Annotated in this window: 14 protein-coding genes; 2 read left to right on the top strand and 12 right to left on the bottom strand. The window is 45.1% G+C overall.

What is annotated here, in order from left to right; translation table 11 throughout:
• Positions 1-10 precede the first annotated feature (10 nt).
• The 8 genes from D8886_RS03815 to D8886_RS03780 form a co-directional block, all read right to left on the bottom strand.
• On the bottom strand, positions 11-583 hold the full coding sequence (locus D8886_RS03815; RefSeq protein ID WP_125434289.1) for a DUF2812 domain-containing protein: 573 nt from the start codon (positions 581-583) through the stop codon (positions 11-13).
• Positions 583-906, bottom strand: a complete 324-nt coding sequence (locus D8886_RS03810) for a PadR family transcriptional regulator (RefSeq protein WP_125434288.1) — start codon at positions 904-906, stop codon at positions 583-585. Before D8886_RS03810 ends, D8886_RS03815 begins: the two co-directional genes overlap by 1 nt.
• Before the next feature lie 218 nt (positions 907-1,124).
• A complete protein-coding gene (locus D8886_RS03805; protein WP_125434287.1) occupies positions 1,125-1,913 on the bottom strand; it encodes a M15 family metallopeptidase in 789 nt (262 codons plus the stop codon).
• Entirely contained in the window at positions 1,900-2,598 is a 699-nt protein-coding gene (locus tag D8886_RS03800) for a histidine phosphatase family protein (RefSeq protein ID WP_125434286.1), read from the bottom strand. The genes D8886_RS03805 and D8886_RS03800 overlap by 14 nt, the downstream gene beginning before the upstream one ends.
• Positions 2,599-2,697: 99 nt before the next feature.
• The gene (locus D8886_RS03795; protein WP_125434285.1) at positions 2,698-3,399 is read right to left on the bottom strand and encodes a histidine phosphatase family protein; all 702 of its coding nucleotides are present in this window, start codon (positions 3,397-3,399) and stop codon (positions 2,698-2,700) included.
• Between the two features lie 136 nt (positions 3,400-3,535).
• Positions 3,536-4,432, bottom strand: a complete 897-nt coding sequence (locus D8886_RS03790; RefSeq protein WP_125434284.1) for a hypothetical protein — start codon at positions 4,430-4,432, stop codon at positions 3,536-3,538.
• Positions 4,433-4,564: 132 nt separating this feature from the next.
• Positions 4,565-5,902, bottom strand: a complete 1,338-nt coding sequence (locus tag D8886_RS03785) for a PFL family protein (protein WP_125434283.1) — start codon at positions 5,900-5,902, stop codon at positions 4,565-4,567.
• A 10-nt stretch (positions 5,903-5,912) separates the two neighbouring features.
• On the bottom strand, positions 5,913-6,179 hold the full coding sequence (locus D8886_RS03780; protein WP_002893729.1) for an ACT domain-containing protein: 267 nt from the start codon (positions 6,177-6,179) through the stop codon (positions 5,913-5,915).
• Positions 6,180-6,434: 255 nt separating this feature from the next.
• On the opposite strand from D8886_RS03780, the gene D8886_RS03775 reads away from it, so the two are divergent.
• The gene (locus tag D8886_RS03775; RefSeq protein WP_125357299.1) at positions 6,435-9,542 is read left to right on the top strand and encodes an LPXTG-anchored zinc carboxypeptidase; all 3,108 of its coding nucleotides are present in this window, start codon (positions 6,435-6,437) and stop codon (positions 9,540-9,542) included.
• A 58-nt stretch (positions 9,543-9,600) separates the two neighbouring features.
• Here the strand turns inward: D8886_RS03775 and D8886_RS03770 are convergent, their stop codons facing one another.
• On the bottom strand, positions 9,601-10,635 hold the full coding sequence (locus tag D8886_RS03770) for an NAD(P)H-dependent amine dehydrogenase family protein (protein ID WP_125357298.1): 1,035 nt from the start codon (positions 10,633-10,635) through the stop codon (positions 9,601-9,603).
• Positions 10,636-10,721: 86 nt separating this feature from the next.
• Here D8886_RS03770 and D8886_RS03765 point away from each other — a divergent pair, with 86 nt between their 5' ends.
• Positions 10,722-11,558, top strand: a complete 837-nt coding sequence (locus D8886_RS03765; RefSeq protein WP_125434282.1) for a MerR family transcriptional regulator — start codon at positions 10,722-10,724, stop codon at positions 11,556-11,558.
• A 150-nt stretch (positions 11,559-11,708) separates the two neighbouring features.
• Here D8886_RS03765 and D8886_RS03760 read toward each other — a convergent pair whose 3' ends face one another.
• The 3 genes from D8886_RS03760 to D8886_RS03750 form a co-directional block, all read right to left on the bottom strand.
• Entirely contained in the window at positions 11,709-15,935 is a 4,227-nt protein-coding gene (locus D8886_RS03760; protein ID WP_125434281.1) for a GH32 C-terminal domain-containing protein, read from the bottom strand.
• A 281-nt stretch (positions 15,936-16,216) separates the two neighbouring features.
• Entirely contained in the window at positions 16,217-17,155 is a 939-nt protein-coding gene (locus D8886_RS11680) for an ATP-grasp domain-containing protein (RefSeq protein ID WP_185761244.1), read from the bottom strand.
• Positions 17,156-17,169: 14 nt separating this feature from the next.
• Complete coding sequence (locus D8886_RS03750; RefSeq protein WP_002914012.1) at positions 17,170-18,420, bottom strand: dicarboxylate/amino acid:cation symporter; 1,251 nt, start codon at positions 18,418-18,420, stop codon at positions 17,170-17,172.
• Positions 18,421-18,458 lie beyond the last annotated feature (38 nt).

Below are 18,458 nucleotides of genomic sequence, written 5' to 3'. Positions count from 1 at the left end.
AAAACTGCAATCAGTCTTTCAGTTCCTGCCTCATTTTCCAAAAACGCAAGGCAATATGGACCAGTTGACAGAACAGAATGAGCAATATAAGACAGTCTATTGCTAAGATTGATTTGAATAACAGACTTGCTTTCAAACTTTTCTGGGAAATATCTAGAATGAGATAAGTCGTGACACACAAAACCATGATGGCTGGCAAAAACCGCCATACAAGTAAACGCTTGACCATTTCTAGCTTAGACCATGCGTCATTATAGATTTCAAGATTGCTCTCCGCATCAATCTGAGAAACTGGCTTGCGGAAATAAGAAAATTGATTAAAGTTTGTAATATGCTCCCAGCCACAATCCTCAAACAGTTGATAATAGGATTCTTGCTCCGCCTTCTTTATGGGGCGAAAATCTAATTGATAGGCCACGTCCTGAGGCGGACAGGCTTCAAAAGCATAACGAACCGCAACAAGAAAGTGAGAATAACTTACTTTTTTCAATTTCCAGCCTTGGCTATGCATTTTTTTAAAATAAGCCGCTTCTCTGTCATAGTCTGCAATGGTAAAGATTTTATAGACAATCTTCTTTTCCATCAAACTTCCTCCTTACTATTGCGGTAAAGGCGCTCAATCCGCTGGATTTCCAACTCTAAAATCTGTCTTCCAAGCTCCGTGATAGAATAGAGCTTTCTCTTTTCTTCCTCACGAACAAAGACAATCAGACCATCTTTTTCCATCTTTGCCAAGGTTCCGTACATGGTTCCCGGGCTGATAGATAGCTGCCCTTCTGTCAGTTCCTTGACTTTTTGAGTAATACTGTAACCATGCCTCTCCTTTTGAAGACAGAAGAGGATATAAAAACCTGTCTCTGTCATTGGCACATAGACTCTCCTAAGCTTTTCTGTCAATCCACTCATCTTTTTATCTCACTTTCACCTCGATATATCGAACCTTGATATAAAAATTATATCGCAGTCCGATATAGTTGTCAAGGATTTATAAATATTTTTTACAGAAAGTGATTCATTTTTATCTTTCAATACTTGTAGTTGATTTAATCAGGAGCTAAAAGGATTAGAGAGCTGCATCCTGATAAATCTGCATAGAAAAAGCCAGGAACACCTGACTTACTTTTTTATTTTCCAGCTGCCTTCAGCAGGGCGATATATTCTTCCAGAACCAGATTATGCTTCTGCATATACTGGGCATTCTCCACACCGACATAGCGGTAATGCCAATTCTCAAAATCAACTCCAGTAATATCACTCTTGCCATCCGGATAGCGAAGGACAAAGCCATATTGCGGAGCTAGCTCAGCAATTTTGGCTGCCAGTTCATCCTCCTGGCCTTCTGGAACGCTCATATCAATAGCCAAGCCCGTTTGATGTTCGCTGGCTCCTGGAAGCTGCACCTGCTTCAGCACGATACTGACTGCTTCTTCATTTGACAAGCCTTTGGCGACTTCCCCAGCAACTTTTTCGTTATAGAGTTCCTCCTGCTCCGCTCGGCTGCGATAGCCAGAGATTAAAGTTTCTTCAGGAGCTATCGCTTGGGCTGCAGCTAGGAATTGCCGAGTATTTTCAGCAATGCGGCTGTCGACCTGGACCTCTCCAATCTGAGTTAGATCAGGTGTCTTTTCTTCTTGCTGGTTGTCACGATTGACCAAAATCAAATTCCAGTCAGCAGAAGAAACTTTGGGCAAATCAGACTGCGAACTCTCTGAGCTAGAAGTGCCCTTCGTAGCAGAACTGCTGGACGAACCCGAAAACTGAATCTTTGCAAGCAGATCCTGCAGCAGGGACGGACGGAAATAAATCACCGTTCCTCCAGCTGCCAGATACAAGACGGTTAACAACAAAAACGTTAACCCAATCTTCTTAGACTTCGATTTTCTCTTTTCTTTGCGATGTTTAGCGCGCTTCAACTTCTTCCTCCATTACTTTGGCACCGACCTCTCGATAAGACATGTCTCCGACGCAAGCTACTGTGAATTTACCGTCTTCATAGTCTACAACCGTCACACTACCATTGTCCAAACCATGAGGCCGAGTTCGATTGATTAGATAGACAAAGGTTCCGATGGTCATGCCGTGGCTAACGACAAGAGCATTGCCACCGCCAGCAGCTTCCAGCTCCTCAGCTATGGCTGAAAAACCTTCCCAGATTCGGCCGCTGAGCTTTTCCCAGTTTTCCGCCCAGCCAGCTGTATCGACTTCTACAAGACCTTCTGCCAACTCAGCATAGCTGAGCTGATGGACATGCTCAATATTGAAAACCCGGGGCATCACACCCATAAAGAGTTCTCCATCATAACCACCGTCAAAACTGCCAAAGCACCATTCGCGAATCCGCTTGTCAAAGGTATAAGGAATCTGTCCTGTCAATCCCAGCTCCTCTAGAATAATGCCCATGGTCTGAATAGTTCGGCCGCTGTCACTAGAACGGGCTAATTTGAACTCTAGCCCAGCTTCTCTCAGGCCAATGCCCAACTCATGAATGCCACGTTCCCCAACTTCAGTCAAAGGGGTATCAGACCAGCCTTGAGCCCGGCCGATAGTATTAAACATGGTTTTGCCATGACGAACCAAGTATAATCTTGTTTTTGCCATTTCATTTCCTCCGTTATTCTTTTCATATTATACCATTTTATAAAGAAATTGGCGCCATCTGGCTTTCAAAGCAAAAAGCAGGAGTCTCAAAACTCCCGCTTATTCTTGATTTTCTCGGTCCAATATAGCTGCGCCGAGCTGACGGTAAGACACATCGCCCAGAGCTTGAATGCTGAAGCGACCATTTTCATACTCCAACACTGTGACACTGCCATTATCGACATTAGGATTTTTCGTGATATTCTCATCAACCAGATAAGCCAAAGTACCAATGGTCATGCTGTGGCTGACAACCAGAGCATTGCCGCCGCCAGAGGACTCCACCTCTCTAGCAATGGCTTCAAAGCCTTCTAAAATCCGACCGCTAAGCTTGTCCCAAGGCTCAGCCCAGCCAGCCGAATCCACTTCTACCAGACCATTCGCCAAATCCGGCCAACTGAGCTCTTTGTAATTATCCGTCTTAAGAACTCGTGGGATAACGCCATGAAAGAGCTCACCCCCATAGGCACCATCAAAACTTCCGAAACACCACTCCCGGATGCGCTTGTCATAGCGATAGGGAATCTGGCCAGTCAGACCCAGCTCCTCTAGGATAATCCCCATGGTCTGAATGGTCCTGCCGCTATCACTTGAAAAAGCCTTGATAAAAGGCAAGCCAGACTCTCGCAATCCGATACCCAGCTCACGAATACCGCGCTCGCCTTCGGCAGTCAGCGGCGTATCAGACCAGCCCTGTGCCCGGCCGATAGTATTAAACATGGTCTTGCCATGACGGATAACATAGAGTCTTGTTTTTGACATAGTTTACCTCTTTTATTTTTGTTTGTTATAGTAAATTTTGAAAAAGGCCTTCGAATTCTTTAGGATAAAGAAGAGGGAGAACTCAGTTCTCCGCTATGATAGACAGAGGCTTACCGTGAAATCAGCATCTAATCAACTATAGAGACTTAACATGAACTTTTACAGCACTGACACATCCAAGAACAATGAACAGATAATGGAGCCAATAATTAAGACCAAACTGTCCGGATAAAGCGGCTTTATTAATAGCGATAATAGCCTGCAAAATATTGCCTTCCCCTTGGTAAAAAGAATTGGCATAACCAATTTGAACAGCTACAAAGCTCATCGTTAAAGTAAAAAAGAAACTTGCTACAATTCCTAAAACCGAAATCCCTTTGACAAACTTTTCATAACAAGCAATGCTAAATAGCAGTGTAAAACTTGATATGAAGCCCATAGCCAAGGATGCACCTGTCAGGAAGAAGACAAGGCATGCACCAAGCAAGCTAGTCAAGAAAGCCCCGACAATCCCCAGAAAATAATGTATTTTCTGCGGTCTTTGATGAGGAAGGGAGCGCTTTGTCACCTTATCCTGTGAGATGGAAACCATCCGCTCATAGCTAGATGGCGTGAGAAAGAGCCAATCTCCTTTGAACTGATACAGGTTCACATCTCCAGTTTCACCGGTTTTCTCACAGGCGCTAACCAGCCCTTGTTCCTCAAAGTAGCGGGTGCAGTCTTCGATAGCCTCCTCCAAAATGTCCGGCAGCAAATCTCGGTCTTGATTAGCCAAAATCTGACAGGCTAGGCTATAGCCAGCTCTCTCAAAATCAATCAAGACCTCGGAATCGTTGATCAGAGCTTCTAAGGTATCTCGACCTATATAGCCCTGCTCACATCTGACTGAAAAGAAAATCGCAAATTCATCGCCATCTGTTATGGTCTCTAGATAAAAAGCATAATCCCTTCTACGGCCATATATAATGCCGCTCTCTTTATCAAAATCCAAACCTAAATCAAGGGCCAGCTCAGCTAGCTCTCTTTTATTCATAACCTAAACAATCTCCTTATAATCCCCTACATTTCAAGCATCCAGCTAGACTCAATCACTCAAACTCCTATTCGGAAACTGAATAGCTGTCCTTTACGAGGCTATCTTAAAAGCTGTTTCAAATCTAGCTTTTTAATTTTTAAAGCTGTGAATGGGCGCTGGAATCTGACCCCCCCGGGCGATAAAGGCAGCTGACGAAGCCTGATTGACCTTCATGACCGGAGCTGTTCCCAAGAGCCCGCCAAATTCAATCATATCGCCTTCCTTGCCCTTTGGAATAATCCGCACAGCTGTCGTCTTCTGATTGATAACGCCAATCGCTGCCTCATCCGCAATCATGGCCGCGATGGTTTCAGCCGGTGTCACCTCTGGAATGGCAATCATATCCAAACCTACCGAGCAGATAGCTGTCATAGCTTCTAGCTTTTCTAGATTGAGCGAGCCATTCTGTACTGCAGCAATCATGCCCTCATCTTCTGACACAGGAATGAAAGCACCAGACAGACCACCAACCTGATTGCAGGCCATGACACCACCTTTTTTGACCTGGTCATTTAGCAAGGCAAGCGCCGCTGTCGTGCCATGAGTGCCAACTGTTTCCAAGCCCATTTCTTCCAAGACACGGGCCACTGAGTCTCCGACTGCCGGTGTTGGAGCCAGACTCAAGTCAACAATCCCGAACTTGACGCCCAGACGCTCGCTGGCCATCTGACCGACTAACTGACCGATACGGGTGATTTTGAAGGCCGTTTTCTTGACCGTTTCAGCGACCACGTCAAAGCTCTCACCACGAACCTTTTCCAAGGCTCGTTTGACAACACCAGGCCCAGAAACACCGACATTGATGACCACATCTGCTTCACCGACACCATGGAAGGCACCCGCCATGAAAGGATTATCCTCTACCGCATTGGAAAAGACGACTAGCTTGGCCGCCCCCATGTCAGAAAGCTGGGCTGTTTCCTTGATAATCCGCCCCATATCCGCCACTGCCGTCATATTGATACCGGTCTTGGTTGAGCCGATATTGACAGAGGAGCAGACCTTGTCCGTCTCAGCCAAAGCACGTGGAATAGAATTAATAAGAATTTCATCGCCTTTTTGATAGCCCTTTTGTACCAAGGCCGAGAAGCCGCCGATAAAGTCAACACCGATTTCCTTGGCCGCCTTGTCTAAAGACTTGGCTAGCGGCACATAATCTCTGCTGTCTGTCGCTGCCCCAATCAGCGAAATCGGAGTCACTGAAACCCGCTTGTTGACGATGGGAATCCCGAGCTCTGCTGCAATTTCATNCCCAACTGCCACCAGGTCTTTCGCTTTGGTAGTTATTTTTTGGTAAATCTTCTCCGCCGCCCGATCAATATCTGTGTCGATACAGTCTAAGAGTGAAATGCCCATGGTGATGGTCCGAATATCAAAATTCTGCTCCTCAATCATGGCAATGGTTTCTGTTACTTGTCTAATATCCATCCTTGACTCCTTAGATATTGTACATGGCATCAAAAATGGCTGCGCTTTGAATATTGATTTTGACGTTGAGCTCTTGGCCGAAAGCTTCAAACTCATTGCGAAGGGCCGTAAAATCTTGCTTTTCATCGCTTGACACCAAGGCCATCATGGTAAAATATTCCTCCAAAACGGTTTGGGAAATATCGTCAATATTCAGCCCCAGCTCCGCAATCTTAGTGGAAACTCCGGCTACAATCCCTGTTTTATCTTTTCCGACAACGGTAATAATTGCTTTCATGCTTGGCTCCAATCATTTTTAGTTTGTCTCATTGTAGCATAAATTCGAGGAATTTGTATACTATTTCAGAAAATAAAGACAGAAGGTTCGGATATTGCAAATAGCACTCGGAATAAGGAAAATCCCCCTATTCTCAGCAATTCACCTGAGAAACTATTTTGAACACCTTTGTAAGTTTTTTCTATTTTTAATTGAAAGCGCTTTCGATATTTGTTATACTAAATATAGAATATTTTACACAAAGGAGATTTCCTAATGAACGATTCATACAAGAAGCGTCTCTATACTCAGGCCTTAAGTTTATCAGCCGCTGTATTGATGACTGTTTTGGCTCAGGGCAAGGCTGCAGCTGACCAGCAGAACAGCACTGAGTCACTGCCAGCTGCCAATCAAGTAGAGGCTGTCACTCCTGCAACAGAAGCAGCTCAAGCTACTCCAAATCAGACAGGAGAAAAAGAACAGACTCCTGCTCCTGCAGCGGACAATCCAGCTGTCTCTGCAGCAGCTCAAACAAGAGTAGCTGCTTCTGAGGAAGCCAAGACCCAGCTGGCTGACAGTACAGTTTATATGTCCGAGCCTGCAGAGCTCAAGGAAACTGTCCAAGGACAGGCTTCTCAGGCGGGCAAACTGACCTGGACTTTGGACAATAAACCAATAGCCGACTGGAAAACCTGGAACATGGACAGCGGCACCTTTACCGGCCAACCCTTTGTCACAATTGAGGAAAAGGCCGACGGGAACAATCTTCATCTGAATCTGCAGTTTCAAAAGCTTTTCGGAGACGATCTCAGCCTGCGCTCTCCCCATAATATTCGCCGGACCTATCGAAACTTCATTGGCAACCATGAACTGGTCGGTACGAGCCAGGACCTGAACCTGACTATTCGCAAAAATATCGTCTTGCGCCCTTATGAAGACTTCCATAGCCATGAGGAGATGCTGGCATCTATTGAAAAAAGCAGACAGGATGCCAAAACAGATCGTTTGGTACAGATTGAGAACATTGGAAAGAGCGCTCAGGGCCGCGATATCAAGCTGGGTATCATCAGTTCTGACCAAAAGAGCATCGACGACTACCTCAGCACAACTAATCCGCAGGCCTTGACCAAACCAGCAGAAATGCTGGCAGCTCTCAAAAATGGCAACTTAGATTATAAACTGCCTGTGCTCATTAACAACACCCATGCTGATGAACAGCCTGGGATTGATATTATCACAGGTCTCTTTAAAACTTTTGCAACTAAAGACCAAGTCAGCTTCAAAACAACCGCTGCCGATGGTTCTGAAAAACTTGTCACTCTCAAAATCCAAGATTTACTAAAGAAGTTTATCTTCCTCTTTGACTTTACGGAGAACCCTGACGGCGATGTCCTCAACACTCGGGCTCTGGCCAATGGACTTGACCCTAACCGTGATACTGGCTACCAAGCCAATCCTGAAACCCGTATCGTTGCTGGATTGATTAACAAATGGAACCCAATTGCCCTCTATGATATCCACGGCTTTGTCAAGGAATTCCTGATTGAGCCGGCAACCCCGCCTCACGATCCTAACTTTGAATATGACCTTTTATCTGACCTCATGCTGGACAATGCCCATCATATGGGACGGGCCGGCGTTGCCAACTCTGGCTACGACAAATACATCATTCCAAAACTGGACTGGGGAGACGGATGGGACGATTCCTTCTCCGGCTACACAGCAGTTTATTCTATGTACCATGGCATTCTGGGACATACCATCGAAATTCCCGAGGGCAATCAAGAGTCCTACAAGGCTGGATATTATGCAGTTTTAGGAGGCCTTGACTATCTGTCTCAGAACCCCGACAGGCTCATGGAGATGCGTCTCAACTTCTACCTGCGCGGAATCAATAAAGTCGAAGATCCTAAGGCAGAAAATGAACTCGTCGGACCTGATGGTCAGGTCGTAGGCCGGATTAAAAAAGGACAGGAAAAATTCTTCCCAGACTACTATGTCATCCCGATGGGAGTAGACAAGGACAACGATACCCAAGAAGCCTTTAATATGATTGACTATTTCAAGCGCAACGGTGTCCTGGTCAAAGAACTCAAGGAAGACAGCGGCAACTATAAAAAAGGCGATTTGGTTGTCGATATGGCGCAGGCTAAGCGTGGCTATGCCAACCATGTCCTCTACAAAGGCTCAAATGAATCTAAGTGGGCAGCCATGTATGCGGAATTGGTCGTCAATTTTCCTGATATGAAAGGCTTCAAAGCCCAGCCAGTCTTTGGCGACAAGCTCTTTGAAGGCAAGCTAGGCGACGTGACAGCCCTCCGTGCTGCACGTACCAGTCAGGTTGATCATAAAGCGCCTTATTACGTCATTGCCAATACGTCTGAGAGCGCGGTCAAGGCCGTCAACAAAGCTCTTGCTGAAGGCAAGAAAGTCTACCTGACAGATGACGGCTACATCGTTGATACACCGACCTTTACTAGCCTTTTAGATCGTTATGCTATTTACGGTGATGCCCTCTATAAGATTCCACAGGGACCAACTCTGAAGCCTCTCAAGGTCTACGCACCACCGCATCAATTCTCATGGGCAGGCGTGGACGCTCCAGCACATACTGCCTTAGCTCTGAAAAATATGGGCTTTGAAATCGTTGACAGCCCAGAAGAAGCGGACGTCATCGTTCTTGAAAGCAACAACTATGACAAGTCTCTTGTCGGACTTAAGCCAACCATCGTCGTCGGAGGCTCTGCTATGCAGCGCTTGGAAAAACTAGGAATCTTAGATGGATTTGACGCTGAGCGCTTCAAGAACGGCAGTGACTATGAAGGATTGATGAAGGCCGTTATCCAAGACCAAGACCCGCTGACCAGCGGCTACAAGAAGGATGGACTTTTTTACTCCAACTCTGGTAACTGGATTGCTAAGATTCCTGCCAACTTTAGGACTCTTGCCAGCATTGCTGGCAGTGACTTCTACATCGCTGGCTGGTGGCCTGGCAATGAACAGCTGGCCAACAAAGTCGTAGCCATTGCCGGCACTTATAAAGAACAGCCTCTCTTTGTCTACGCTGGCAATCCGACCAATCGGCTTCACCCTGTTCACTTCTACCGCTGGATCTCCAATGCTATCTTTGGCAGCCAGTTGGCCGAGCTGACAGATCTTCCAAGTCCTGCGGCACCTGACCCAACCTATCAAGCACCAAGTCAGACTGTCCTTGACTGGAAGCCTGCTACAGTGAATCCACCGGCTCAAACAGTAGTCCTGACCTACAAGAGTCAGACCCTTCCGCAGACCGGCAGTCAAGAAAAACCTACTAGCTTTGCTCTAGCTGGACTCCTAATCGCAGGGGCAGCTGGACTCTTACTTTTAAAGAAAAAGGAAGACTAATACTTAAAAACACACCTCCCAACTGATGCGGGAGGTGTATTTTTAGTTATAAGCTTTGTTATTTTTCCACATAGGTATGAAGCGGATAAGTCGGATAGGCCAACTCACGCGCCAACTCTGAAGTTACATAACCTGCCGGTGCGTCTAATACAGAAGGGATTCTATTGACGATAGTGGCACAGGTCAAGGCTACGGTATCAGGCTTGCTGACTGAGAAGACTAGATTTGGCTCACCAGTAATTTCCCAATCACACATATCTCCGTCATTTTCACGATAGACCTTGCCAATACACTCTACTTCTAACTCAATTCCCTGATGGGTATGAATGGTTGTCACAGCTGACATACCCGTTACTTGACCCGCCGGTACTGTACGTCCCAGCGTTTCAGAATAAACATCTTCATCCAAAATGTAAGGAACACTCTTTTGTGAAATATCCTGAATGGTCCAGTTCATCTTAGAGCAAATAGCCTCAGCAGCATTCCACATATAGGACGGAAGACTCTCAGCACTGGCAATTTCCTTTTCAAATCGCTCTGAATCGTAACCAGCACCATGCGCTTCTGCCAAAGCCAGACCATAATCTTCTACATTATAGCTGACAATCCCTTTCACCTTTTGAATGCGATTAAGGCCAGACATAGCCAAGCAAGGCATATTAATCCAGTAAATATCCTGCATGCCTGAGCCCATTACAGTGACACCATATTCTTTGGCCAGCTTGTCCAAGCGGTTTGTTTCAGATGGCGATGTCGTCCAAGGGTAGATGGCTTCCTCACAGGTCGTGATGATATTAACTCCATGTTTGATGGCTGTTTCAAAAAAATCATACATTTCCGGCATATAGGAAGCAATGGTGACAATAGCAATGTCAGCGTCACACTCTTTAAAGACACGTTCAGCATTATCAGAAATCAGGACACCAGTCTTATAGCCTAGCTCTGCAAAATCACCAACATCCTGCCCTACAACAGCTGGATTGTTATCAATAGCTCCGACGATTTCTACACCGTGATCCAGTAGGTACTTGAAAATCACTTTAGACATCTTGCCGCAGCCATACTGGACAGCACGAATTTTTGTATTTCTCATGGCAAACCCTCCATTAATTGTTATTATTTTCACAATTATAGTATAATATCTCTAGTAACTAGAGAGTCAATAGAGGGTTTTAAAAAATGAAAAAAATTTTGCGTATCGGAGAGTTTTCCCAAATAAATCAGATTTCCATCCAAACTCTACGATTCTATGACCAAATCGGTCTTTTAAAACCCTATAAAGTCGATCCAGAAACCAACTATCGCTACTACCACATCAATCAATCTTCTCTGGTTGACTCCATTCAGTACCTGCGTCAACTGAATTTTTCTCTAGAAGACATCAAAGAAATCCTATCTGACAAGGACCATTTTCAACTGCACCTGCTTATCGAGGAGCGCTATCAGCGCCTTCTAGAGGAAAAAGAGAATTTAGAAAAACAAATCCAAGAAATCGAAATCTTTCGGTCTGGTGCCCGTATCTATGGCGAAAAGCAGAGCGAGCAAGAACTGGAAATCCTAACTTTTCATGAACGGCAGCTGCTTACTTTTGAAATCGATCAAAATATTTATCAAATGAAAAGTGAGGAATACGAACTTGCTCTCCGCTGCTTCAAGCAAGAAATCCTGCGTTACAGTCCTTTTTTCACTCATTTCAGCCGTGTTGGCTCCATTATGAAACAAGAAGATTTCCAAAAAGAAAGATGGATTTCCAAACAACTCTGTCTCTTCCATCATACTCCCAATGAACTCCCTCACTTAAATCGAATATTGCTGCCGGCAGGAACTTATGCTGTTGCTTACTGCTCTTCCTTTGCAGATGAACTAAAAGCTCTGCCGCATTTTCACCAAGCTCTGACCCAAGCTGGATATACTCCTGTGGGCGATTATATCTGCGAGGTGATTCATGAACAGCCACAACTCCAGGAGCAGCACCGCGATATGTTCATCCGGATGCAAGTTCGGATAGAGGATTAAGAAAGGAGGAAAGAGGATGTAGCGAAATTTCTTACCAAATACTGGAGCATGCTCAGCTAGAAACGAATCATTTCGCAAGCCATAATTATATCAAAAAAGGACGGGAAAACACCCATCCTTTTTATGTGCCAATAACCATTGCTTGGCATCTTAGTCTCCTTGTTTCTTCCTTCCAGCTAGAAGACCCATTCCCAGAAAAGCTAAACCAGCCAGAGGCAAAAACTTATCTTCTTGAGTGCCAGTCTTAGGCAGAGCTGAGTCGGGAGCTGGCTGCAATCTTGGCGTCGGAATAACTTTTCCTTTCTCACCTTGCTTCAGAGCTTGTGGCTGGGGCCTTGTCAAAGGCTGTTTAGCACTTTCAGCCACCACCTTGCTGCCAACTTCTACTAGTTCGTCAACTGCTAGAGAGAGCACTTCCTGACCGAGGATGGTTCGCTGACCGTTCAAGACTTCTACAAAGACTCGCTTTTGACCTTTTTGGCCGGCTAGAAGTATCCGCCGCTGCCCTCTTTCCAGTTCTGGATTTTCCTGTTCTTGAGTCTGATATGCAATCTCTTCCATTACGACTTCTAAGAACGGCTTTTCTTCCACTAGGTCCTTTATCCCTTCTTCCGGAGTGACCTGATGACTTGGTTTCAGAGCTAGGGCTGCAAGAGCTGTCTTCAGATCCTGCTCTGCTCTATCTAAATCTGCCTGCTCCGCTTTTTCATTTGCCAAAAGAGATTGAGCTCGAGCCAAGGCTGACTGGTAAGCCTGAACTGTCTCATCTGTGTAGAGGCTCGGATCTAGACTAGATGTACTGTCTACCACTTTCTGCAGAGAAGTCTTATTAACCGCTGGCGCATGAAGATTGGTCACAAAGAAATTGCGCGCTTCCAAATCTCCATCCCAAAGCCCCAGACCGACGTAGGCATCATTATAATAAGGCTCAACCGTATCAAATTGGTGGTTCAGGTATTCTACACCGTCCACAGATACACTGACACCATTTTTAGTTTTCACTAGCTTAACATGGTGGAACTGGCCGTCATTAAGATGCTTGCCATTCATGCTACTTTCTGCAATCGTCTCTCCCATAAAGTGGTAAAGTCGAATCTTATCATTATCGCCAAATTGAATAGAATAAGCATTGCGAGGATCAACATTTTCAGACGCATAGAAAATGTTAATCAAGCCTTTTTGATACTTGAGATCCACATCCAAGTTATACTCAGAGAAAGGAATCTTCTGACCTCCCATATAATAATCATTGGCGCTGGTATTCTGATTATAGAGGCTTTCACCGTCGACATACCACTTACCAGAGACAGCTTTTAAGTCTGGAACATTGGTCTTAAAGTCATTGCGGCTGATATTGATGGTGAAGGCCTTGGAAAGGCTTGGATTTTCCTTAGAGGTCGCCGTTACCTTGACCACACCCCTTTGCAGAGCAGTCACTCGCAGCTTGTTGCCATCTTCCGCGACAGAGACCAGATCTGGCTGATCAACACTCCAGCTGACCGCTTGAGAGACACTTGCTGGCATGACATATGCTTTCAAATCCAAAGTATCGCCGACATAAATATTATTTGTTACAGGAGAAGCCTGCACTAGTTCCAGTGGTTTGGTCACTGCCTGCTTGTCTTTCCAGATGCCCTTCAGCGGATAAAGAGCAATGTCAGCCTTAGCAGCACCACCTTCTACAAAAACACTAGCCGCAAGGCTATTTGGCGCAGGGAATATCTGATTGGCACCCGCCACAGTATATCCTTTGGCAAAGACTTCTAGGCTGGAGCGATCTATGTAGAGATGCAGATCTATGCTGCCATCCGCATTGCGCTTGACGGACTGACTATCCACCTGAGCAAATTTATTACTGAGAAGAATACCGGACTGGCTGCGGTCAATAGAAAGAGTTTCCTTTTCTAAATCATAGGTAACTCTAGTCACTTCTCCATCTCCAACCCGCAGGTTAAAACCGACTTTCTTGGTCGTTTCACTTGGCCGGAAAGTAGAGACAATTTCATACTGATCACCGGAAAAATCTTTCAACAGCTCATTCTTCTCACTAACTTCTACGTCTTTATACAACACAGCCTTGTCTTCCTGACGCAGAGTCTGATAAGCTGCAATTGGTGTCTGAGTCAGCCGATAGCTGCCGTCTTGCTTGATAAGGCCTAGTTTGAGGTTAAGATTGAAGGTGCCGTTAAACTTCTGACCGACGGTATCGGCTACCAGATTGCAGTAGTCTTCCCAGGTATTCATCCAGTTAGACTCAATAATGTCGGGCAGGGTTGGATTAGCCTTGCTGCCAAAGTCCTGAACGTAGTAAGTCATGGCCGCATAAGAATCTTTACCAAAGTTCATGACCTGATCAGCCTGAGCAAACTCAGCATCTGGGACGAAGGTCCACTTGCCCTCCACCTGTCTAAAATCACCGACCTTATAGGAACGCCCGCCACGAGACAGGATCCATTTTAGGCTACCATCATCTGCCAGTAGAGGATAGAGATCTGGGCACTCCGTATGGAGATCCGCATAAGTTGACTCGACCTTCCAATGACGCAGATTATCAGACGAATAAATTCTCAGCGGTCCGCCTGCAACGACCATAAACCATTTACCCTCCCAACGGAAGACCTTGGGGTCACGGAAATCCTGAGATTGCAGTGGATCATCCGTCCAGTCAGCTGCAATTTGATTAAGCTTCGTCCAAGTCCGGCCCTCATCCTTACTGTAGGCTAGCTTAATGCGCTGACCGTTTCCGTCGGCAGTAATCAGTGCGACTAAACCGCCCTGGTCATTGTCAAATAAACCAGAGGAATTGGTTGTATCTGCTACAATAGAGCCTGAGAACATAGCCCCATTAGCATCCGGATAAAAGGCAATCGGCTGTTCTTCCCAATGAATCAAATCCTTGCTGGTCGCATGGCTCCAGTGCATAGGCCCCCACTTGGTATCGTCATAAAACTGATAGAAGAAATGATAGACTCCCTTGTAATAAACCAGCCCGTTGGGATCATTGGCCCAACCGTCCTTGACCGAATAATGATACTGACCGCGATAGAGCTCATTGTAGTATACCTCATCTGCCTGCCGACGATGGACATTGAGCCGGTAAGTCAGGCTGACCTCCTGCCCATCCGCATCCGTCACAGTACTGGTCACAGTCAGATAGTTTGCCCCCACTGCCAGCGGGATACTCTTCAAATCACTATAAACCCTACCCGCAGCATCGGTCACGCTTACCTTGGCAGCAGGATTTTTCGCTACGACAGTCAAGTCTACAGTCTCAGCATCATGCTTGACATACTGGATAGTGATAGGAGCAGTAAACTGACCTTTCTGCTCCACTTTCCCAACCGAAGAAGTCACACTTATATCCTCCAACTCGGGATTAGACTGAGGAGTGATTTCTTTATAAAAGGTATTTTGAAAAAGCAGCTCGCTATTCCAGTTAAGTAAGCCAAAATAACCTTCTGACAGATAAGTATTCTGCCCCTTATCATCTCTCTGGAGCGTGTAATCTCCTGAGCTGGCCACTAGGATATCATTGACATAGTAGGATACCCAAGAGCCGATAGAAACGACCTTGAGTCGATATTTATTATCATCCGTTGGCTCGATATTTTTTTCATTGATAAACTGATAGTCACGACCGCCTTGCCAACGCCAAAACTTTACATTGTTGCTACCACCATCAATATTAACTGCATAGCTGCTCTTGTCATCCGGATTATTATTACTGCGGAAAATGAGGGCTGCCGCCCCTTCCTTACTGAGGAAAGTTACATCCGTTGAGTAAACAAAATCCTTGCCCTGACTTTGAGAGTAAAAGAAACTATCACCTTTGCCTCTGGCATCACTATAAAGACCTTGTTCCCGGACTTCCCAAACTCCATTTTTGTCTCCCTTGGCTTCTGCCAAATTAGTATTGAAGCCTGACTGCTTATCTACAGTCTCTACGGCAGGGATTTTTTCCGAAGCAACTTCCTTCGCCGCTGGCTGTTCGTCTTCTTCCTGTTTGGTCTCTTTAGCATTTGCTGTGACTTGATCTTCCTTATCAGCCTTTTGGTTGGCTGACTCTACTACTGCATCCTGACCACCCGCTTCCGTCGCTACAGTTGCAGCAGTCTCCCCAGCTACAAGGTTTTCTGTCTTATCAGCATTCATTGTAGGAGCAGCTGTTTGTCCGCTCTCAGGCTCTGAGACAGCTGATGAATCAGCCTGCAAGACCTGCGCAGGAGCTGGATTAGCCTTAGCCTCATCCGCATAAACCACTCCACCCCCATCTAACAAGAATGCTCCAAAAGTCAGCAGGGCACACCCAAAAACCCAACGCTTGCCGCTTTTTCTCATAAACCAATTTTTACACACTTTTTCCTGATGATTTTTCATGACACACCTCAATATTCTAAAAATAAAATCAGACTTCTCACAACCAAATTGCTTCTACATAACACACTCCTTTCAACTTTTCTTGTTCAAAATGAACACCTGGTTTAACACCTAACTCCCTTATAAAAAAGAAGCAATCTCAATAATTTAAATATAACAAATTTTTGTAAGCGCTTCATCTAACGTTTGTCATAAAAACAAAATGACAGATGTCATATTTTAGAAATAATGAAGAAAAAACAAAAAGCCTCCAAAACGGAAAGCTTTTGTTTGTTTTAAATTTATTCTGGATAGGATGCTGCCAGCTCGTTCTTTAGATATTCTGCCAAGTGCTGATGAGCAAAAATTCCTGCTTTTTCTTCTGCTGTCGGATTATAGTTGGTATTGGTATTCACATCATAGACATAAATCTGACCCGACTCCGACTCTACCCACTCAATAGCTGCTACATCAATACCAGCCTGAGCTAGAAAGGTTTCATAAGCCTGTCTTTGACTAGCATGCAGCGGCTCCGTGATTTGAAACTTATCCGATGTTTCCAACTGAGCAGGCTTTTGCCCAATCTGACACCCATCTGCCGGACAAAGCTGAAAGCCATCTGATGAATCAATGGACACAGTATAAAGAAACTTCTGGTTGATAAACTCCGAACGACGAATCCGACCATCCGCAGGCTTGATATAGGCCTGAAGCAGGGTAATCCCATCCACAGAAGGTTCAAAAGCAGGACTGTCTACATAGGCTTCCAACTCTTCCTCACTATTGAAGAGCTGCACTCCCAAACCTTTCCCAGCCCGATTATGTTTGGTAATCAGAGGATAAATATTAAGCTTTCTAGCTGCCTCAAGAATATTCTCCTGTCCCAAAACGGCTACTGTATCCGGATAAGCAATTCCAACTTCAGAAAGCTTCAAATACTGTTTAATTTTGCTGATTTCCAGATTAATAGCCCCACTTCCGTTGATGACCTTGCGACCGTGAGCTTCCAGCCAAGCTAGAACTTGTTCTGTAAATTCCGGTGCATAGCGGTGTCCACGCGTATGAGAAGAAGCAGACATCCGATTGTAGAAAATTCCTGTTGGGGGCGGACTCTGCAGATCTAGGATCCCGCTGGACAAATCCCACAGTTCATAGGGCACATCTTTTTCCTCCAGCCACTTGACCAAGTGCTGCGTCCACTCCAAATTTTCATGAATAACGTATACTTTTGCTTGACTCATAAGTCTTCTCTCCTTTAGGAATACCTAACAGCCAGCTTGCTGCTTTTCGATTCTTCTACTACATTGCCTTCCGTCTTTTCAATAACACTGACGGCCAAGACTTGACCTAGAACATTGAGGGCAGTTCGACCGGCATTGACAAAGAAATCAACCGCAAAAATCAAAGCAACGCCTTCCACCGGTAGGCCTAGCTGAGGCGCAGCTGCCAGCAAGACAACAATCGCTCCTGAAGGCACAGTCGCAGCCGTTTTACCAATCAAAGTCAAAAGCAAAACAGTGAAGAAGAGTCCTGACACAGAAAAAGCAATCCCATAAGCATGCGCAATAAAAATGGTTGCTACAGAGAAATAAACAGCAGCCCCTTCAAGATTAAAAGTGTAACCCAAAGGCACAACCAAATCTATGACATGCTCATCATACCCCTGCTTCTTTAAATCCTTCAACAGTGGCGGCAGGACAACACTAGAACTGCCAGAGACAAAAGCCAAAGTCAGAAGGCTCCAAATCCGTTGTAAACTTGTCAGATAAGGAACTCTAAAAGCAAAAGCAATCAAAGGAAAAATCACTAAAGCTAGAACCGCATAAGCCAGATAAGTTCCTGCTACAAATTGCCCCAAACCGACCAACTTGTCAACTCCTGTCGTCGCCACATCCTTAGCAATAAAACCAAAAATACCAATCGGAGACAGCTTCACAATCACACCGACAATTTTATAAATAGCCTCAATCCAAATCTGCAGCAGCTCAACAGCTTTCTGAGTCTTTTCTTCCTTGAGACTTCCAAGCCCAAATCCTAAAAATATAGCAAAAACAATAATAGGAAGCAGAGCTCCTTCTGAAAGCGACTTGACAATATTGGAGGGAATGAAGCTAAGCAAGAACTCATCCAGCTGAATACTTTTGGCAATCCCGTCAATGCTGGCTCCCGCCTGACCGATATTGACTCCCTTACCAAAGCCCAGATAATAAGATGCAAAGACAAAAATAAAGGTAATCGCCGTCGTGACCCCAAAGAAATAGAGCAGACTCTTTGACAAAAGCTTCCCGAAAGATTTCTTACCAATCACACTGGCTACTGCTACGACTACAACCGGAAAGACCAGCGGAATAATCACCATATTAATCAAACTGATAAAAGCTTGACCCAGAAACTGGTAAAAAGCCGAAAACTGCGGCCAAATAAGAGCAACAAGAACACCCAAAATTAAAGCAATCAAGAGTTGTAAGCCCAGAGAAACCTTTGACCATAAAGAAACGATTTTCATTCCAAACTCCTTTAGTCTATTTTGATAGCTATTCTATT

Origin of the sequence: Streptococcus sanguinis (genome assembly GCF_003943655.1) — a bacterium.
Taxonomy (GTDB): domain Bacteria; phylum Bacillota; class Bacilli; order Lactobacillales; family Streptococcaceae; genus Streptococcus; species Streptococcus sanguinis_F.
The sequence above is the reverse complement of the archived record's forward strand: the minus strand, read 5'-3'. Positions and strand labels throughout refer to the sequence as shown.

Coding starts and splice junctions, on each gene's coding strand:
- D8886_RS03815 (WP_125434289.1), bottom strand. CDS start 583: ATGGAAAAGAAGATTGTCTATAAAATCTTTACCATTGCAGACTATGAC.
- D8886_RS03810 (WP_125434288.1), bottom strand. CDS start 906: ATGAGTGGATTGACAGAAAAGCTTAGGAGAGTCTATGTGCCAATGACA.
- D8886_RS03800 (WP_125434286.1), bottom strand. CDS start 2,598: ATGGCAAAAACAAGATTATACTTGGTTCGTCATGGCAAAACCATGTTT.
- D8886_RS03795 (WP_125434285.1), bottom strand. CDS start 3,399: ATGTCAAAAACAAGACTCTATGTTATCCGTCATGGCAAGACCATGTTT.
- D8886_RS03790 (WP_125434284.1), bottom strand. CDS start 4,432: ATGAATAAAAGAGAGCTAGCTGAGCTGGCCCTTGATTTAGGTTTGGAT.
- D8886_RS03780 (WP_002893729.1), bottom strand. CDS start 6,179: ATGAAAGCAATTATTACCGTTGTCGGAAAAGATAAAACAGGGATTGTA.
- D8886_RS03775 (WP_125357299.1), top strand. CDS start 6,435: ATGAACGATTCATACAAGAAGCGTCTCTATACTCAGGCCTTAAGTTTA.
- D8886_RS03770 (WP_125357298.1), bottom strand. CDS start 10,635: ATGAGAAATACAAAAATTCGTGCTGTCCAGTATGGCTGCGGCAAGATG.
- D8886_RS03765 (WP_125434282.1), top strand. CDS start 10,722: ATGAAAAAAATTTTGCGTATCGGAGAGTTTTCCCAAATAAATCAGATT.
- D8886_RS03760 (WP_125434281.1), bottom strand. CDS start 15,935: ATGAAAAATCATCAGGAAAAAGTGTGTAAAAATTGGTTTATGAGAAAA.
- D8886_RS11680 (WP_185761244.1), bottom strand. CDS start 17,155: ATGAGTCAAGCAAAAGTATACGTTATTCATGAAAATTTGGAGTGGACG.
- D8886_RS03750 (WP_002914012.1), bottom strand. CDS start 18,420: ATGAAAATCGTTTCTTTATGGTCAAAGGTTTCTCTGGGCTTACAACTC.